A 5,490-nucleotide genomic window follows, 5' to 3' on the forward strand; every position below is an offset into this window, starting at 1 on the left:
CAGCGCCGCCGTCATCAGTGACGTATAATGGCGTGGGTGGTGCACATACGATACCGGTAGCATTAAAAGAGAAGTCTATTACTTTCACGAGCGTTGAGGTGAATGATATGGCTTTGGGCTACCGTGCCTCGGATGCAGATATCACTATCATCAAAACAGCGTTAAAAGACAATGTGGTGGTGGGTGATATAGTGCCGTATACTCTTAAAGTAATTAACAATAAAGCACAACCAGCAAATATCAAAATTAAAGATATTTTACCTGCGGGCTTTAAATTTGTTAATGGTTCATCACGAGTTAACGGTAAGAAAGTGATGGATCCGAAAGGTGGCAGAACGGTGACGTATGACAAGGTAAGTTTATCGGGTAATGGTGAAATGGTGATTAGCTATATGTTAGTGGTGGGTTCAGGTGTAACTCAAGGTGAGTATACGAACACAGCAATGGCATTAAATTCCTTAACAGGTAAGGTGGTGTCAAATATAGCTCAAGCAACAGTGACAGTGACGTCAGACCCATTATTTGATAATGCATTAATTTTTGGTAAAGTGTTTGTGGACAAAAATGGTAATGGAGTGCAAGACGAAGGTGAGGAAGGACTTGGTGGCGTGAAATTAATCACGGTGCGAGGAGAGATTATCACAACTGATGCACATGGGCGTTACCATTTAGTCGATGTATCGGGTGGACGTTGGGAACGTGGTGGTAACTTTGTTATCAAACTCGATCCACGAAGCTTACCGAAGGAATACCGTGTTAGTGGTCGTAATCCTAAGGTAGTAAGGGTATCACCAGGCTTACCAAGTAAAGTTGATTTCATGGTTTTTAAAGAAGAGTAGCCCATAGTAATATGGGGTTATTCGAATAAATGTGGATATGGATATCTACATTTGAAGCAGTGTTAAAGTTAAACATAATTGTTTATATCCTTTTGTTTTCACTCTTTTCCTGTTGTTTCGGAAAAGAGTGAGATATTTTTTATTAAAACTTATTCTGCATTAATTTTTATTCCGCATATGAAGGTATCCTTTACACAAACATAATCGTTTACTAACAAATAATGATGAAAAATGGAGAATAAATTTTAAATAAAAACATATGGTTGATATTAGTTCGATTTTTTTAATTAAAAAATGGTGATTTGATGTGAATTTGGAGTATACTATGCGCCTCATAAAACCCTAGTTTTTTTGAGGATGTTAGTTTGAGTATCGATAAACTTGTGGATTCTTATTCCCCCGCACAAATGACACAAATTGCTGAGGAAATTGGCAATTACAAAGTAAATAAACACCCATGTAGCACAGTTTTATCTGCAATAATGGCCGGTGTGTTTATCTCTATTGCTTTTGTATTTTATATTACTGTAACTACAGGTACAGCGACTGTTGCTTTTGGTTTAGCAAAATTAGTCGGTGGTATTTGTTTCTCATTAGGACTTATGCTAGTTGTTTGTTGTGGTGCTGATCTTTTTACTTCAACTGTTTTAACTATTTTGCCTAAAATGACTCATAAAGTTAGTTGGATGAAAATGATTCGTAATTGGGTTTTAGTCTATATTGGTAATTTTATTGGTGCTATACTGTTTGTTGTAATAATTTGGCTTTCTGGTCAATATATGGTTGCCAATGGATTGTGGGGATTGAACGTCTTACAAACCGCTGATCATAAATTACACCATAGTTTTATTGAAGCAGTTTTTCTTGGTTTACTAGCTAATTTAATGGTTTGTTTAGCAGCTTGGATGAGTTATGCAGGTCGTAGCCTAATTGATAAAATGTTAATTATGGTTTTACCAGTTGCAATGTTTGTTGCTAGTGGCTTTGAGCATAGTATTGCAAATATGTTTATGATCCCAATGGGAATTATGATTAATCATTTTGCTTCTCCTGAGTTTTGGCAATTAATTGGTGTTGCACCAGAAGCATTTAAAGATTTAACAGTTGAGCATTTTGTTTTAAATAATTTAATTCCCGTGACAATTGGGAATATTTTAGGTGGTTTAGCAGTGGCGCTACCTTATTGGTTTTTATATTTACGTAAACCACATTGATTTTGTAATATTTACCCTTATGTAAAAGGGTAATAAATATTTTTGTAAACCTGAGGTGAAAATTATGAGTAATTTAAACGAAGTACAAGCAGTTGCTTGGAAAGGATTTAAAGATGGTGATTGGCAAAATAATGTTAATGTCCGCGATTTTATTCAAAAGAACTACACGCCATATGAAGGTGATGAGTCTTTCTTAGCGGGAGCAACTGAAGCAACTACTAAGTTATGGGATAAAGTAATGGAAGGCATTAAAGTTGAAAATGCTACCCATGCTCCTGTGGATTTTGATACAAGTGTTATTTCTACAATTACCGCTCATGATGCAGGTTATATAGAAAAAGATTTAGAAAAAATTGTTGGTTTACAAACTGAAAAACCACTAAAACGCGCAATTATCCCGTTTGGTGGTATCAAAATGATCGAGAATTCTTGTAAAGCTTATAATAGAACACTTGATCCTTTAGTTAAAAAAATCTTCACGGAATATCGTAAAACTCATAACCAAGGTGTTTTTGATATTTATACTCCAGATATTCTTCGTTGTCGTAAATCAGGAGTTATCACTGGTCTTCCTGATGCTTATGGTCGTGGTCGTATTATTGGTGACTACCGTCGTGTTGCTCTTTATGGTATTGACTACTTAATGCAAGATAAATTTGCACAATTCAATTCATTACAAGCTGATTTTGAAAATGGCGTTGATTTAGCAATGACTATGCAACGTCGTGAGGAAATTGCAGAACAGCATCGAGCACTTGGTCAAATTAAAGAAATGGCTGCTAAATATGGCTACGATATTTCAGGACCAGCTAAAACTGCACAAGAAGCTGTCCAATGGACTTACTTTGGTTATTTAGCTGCGGTTAAATCACAAAATGGTGCTGCAATGTCATTAGGTCGTACGTCGACTTTCTTTGATATTTACTTCCAACGTGATCTTGAAGCTGGCTTAATTACAGAAAAGGATGCTCAAGAAATTGTTGACCATTTTGTAATGAAATTACGTATGGTTCGTTTCTTACGTACGCCAGAATACGATGAGTTATTCTCTGGTGATCCAATTTGGGCAACTGAATCTATCGCTGGTATGGGTGTTGATGGTCGTACATTAGTTACTAAGACTTCTTTCCGTTTCTTAAATACGTTATATACAATGGGACCATCGCCTGAACCGAATATGACAATCCTTTGGTCTGAGCACTTACCAAGTGGATTTAAAGAATTTGCATCAAAAGTATCTATCGATACTTCATCATTACAATATGAAAATGATGATTTAATGCGTCCTGACTTTAATAATGATGACTATGCTATTGCATGTTGTGTAAGCCCAATGATTGTTGGTAAACAAATGCAATTCTTTGGTGCACGTGCAAACCTTGCTAAAACTCTACTATACGCAATCAACGGCGGTGTGGATGAAAAATTAAAAATGCAAGTTGGTCCTAAAGAGACTCCAATCACTGATGAATATTTAGATTTTGATACAGTGTTTGCTCGTTTAGACCACTTTATGGATTGGTTAGCAAAACAATATGTAACAGCATTAAATGCAATTCACTATATGCATGATAAATATAGCTATGAAGCTTCATTAATGGCACTTCATGATCGTGATGTTATTCGCACTATGGCATGTGGTATTGCTGGTCTTTCTGTTGCAGCTGACTCATTGTCTGCTATTAAATATGCCAAAGTTAAAACTATTCGTGATGAAGATGGTTTAGCAACTGATTTTGAAATCGAAGGTGAATATCCACAATTCGGTAATAATGATCCACGAGTTGATGATATTGCTGTTGATCTTGTTGAACGTTTCATGAAGAAAATTCAGAAACTTAAAACTTATCGTAATGCAATTCCAACTCAATCAGTATTAACCATTACTTCCAACGTTGTATATGGTAAGAAAACTGGTAATACTCCTGATGGTCGTCGTGCTGGTGCACCATTTGGACCTGGTGCTAATCCAATGCATGGGCGTGATCAAAAAGGTGCGGTAGCTTCATTAACATCCGTTGCTAAATTACCATTTGCTTATGCTAAAGATGGTATTTCATATACTTTCTCTATCGTTCCAAATGCATTGGGTAAAGATGATGATGCACGTAAACGTAATTTAGCAGGTTTAATGGATGGTTATTTTCATCACGAAGCGACAGTAGAAGGCGGTCAACACTTGAATGTTAACGTATTAAATCGTGAAACATTATTAGATGCAATGGAGCACCCTGAAAAATATCCACAATTGACAATTCGTGTTTCTGGATATGCAGTACGCTTCAACTCGTTAACTAAAGAACAACAGAAAGACGTAATTTCACGTACTTTTACACAATCTATGTAAGTGCGACAAGGGCGTGCTTATGGCACCTAACTTATTGATTTTATTCAATAAAGTTAGGTGGGCTATTAAAGTGAACAACTTTAATTAGCTACCCTTCACAATATCTGAGTAGGACGTTACACATGTCCGAAAGGATATTGTGTAACCTATATTCGGTAAAGAATAATTTTTAGTCTGTGAGAGACAAATCTCATATATTTAAAGAACTAATTCTTTGGACAATTCAATTAATCATATCTGATATTCTGGAATTTCCAAGGTATTCAATAAGAAATTATTGAATTGACCAAGGAAACGAAAGAACCCATCAGCATATAGTTTAAGCTAGAATTGACCTATTGTGAAGTTAAATAAGTGCACAAGCTGTTATTATCATTGTTGGCATATTTTATAGGCACTATGTTATATAAAATATGAGTCAACCTGTTATATGACTAACAGTAGCCTAGGGATAGTGCGAGATTGGCAACGGTCTGGTATGGAGCTTCCTAACAATGTACCCCCTTGAGGAATAGCAAGGTTAATGCGTATCGTGAGGTAACATTAAGTAATGGCAAGTAGCATGTCATGAGGGGCTAGGCTAAATAGAAAGATGAACGTAAGTGAATTGCTGATAAACGTCGTGAATTGTAAAGAGCTTAAGCTACTGACAAGCTCTAACCAAAAAGGTATATAGTGGGATATCTCTTTTTACATTGGGGATACGTCATCATAAACACTATCGGCGAACAGGCAGCATCTTAACTATTTATGTGATAATAATGGAACTTGGTAAGCCTGTATTTCCGCCGAAAGGCAGGTAGAGCGCAAGCGATACTGTTGGGGGTGCAGGTAAGGGAGGTTAGAGAAAGCGAATGATTGGCTGTAATGGCTGATATAGGGTATGAAACATGACCTAACCCGAAAGGGTGCAGACTTCTAACTGGTCTTTCATCGTAAGATGTTGGCTAATCCTTTTGTGGTCATTTCTTCGGGAATGATTGGGTGAGGAAGGAAACAGGCAAGTTAAACAAGCCCATTTCCCTACTCTAACAATTTTACCATGTGACAGAGAAGTAGAATTTATTTGGTCTACTGAATAATTCTTCTT

3 protein-coding genes are annotated in these 5,490 nt (G+C 36.4%); all 3 read left to right on the forward strand.

Translation table 11 applies throughout. The annotated features are described in order from the left end of the window. Positions 1-839 (forward strand): SdrD B-like domain-containing protein (locus A9G48_RS00345; RefSeq protein ID WP_141672924.1); only part of this gene is annotated, 839 nt, incomplete at its 5' end. A gap of 365 nt (positions 840-1,204) precedes the next feature. Beyond that, positions 1,205-2,053, forward strand: a complete 849-nt coding sequence (focA, locus tag A9G48_RS00350; protein ID WP_034943596.1) for a formate transporter FocA — start codon at positions 1,205-1,207, stop codon at positions 2,051-2,053. 64 nt (positions 2,054-2,117) lie between these two features. Then, complete coding sequence (gene pflB / locus A9G48_RS00355; protein ID WP_034943595.1) at positions 2,118-4,400, forward strand: formate C-acetyltransferase; 2,283 nt, start codon at positions 2,118-2,120, stop codon at positions 4,398-4,400. Positions 4,401-5,490: the final 1,090 nt, after the last annotated feature.

Source organism: Gilliamella sp. wkB18, assembly GCF_001690875.1.
Classification (GTDB): Bacteria; Pseudomonadota; Gammaproteobacteria; order Enterobacterales; family Orbaceae; genus Gilliamella; species Gilliamella apicola_A.

Excerpts from the sequence above, each read along its gene's own strand:
- pflB (WP_034943595.1), top strand. The coding sequence starts at position 2,118 with ATGAGTAATTTAAACGAAGTACAAGCAGTTGCTTGGAAAGGATTTAAA.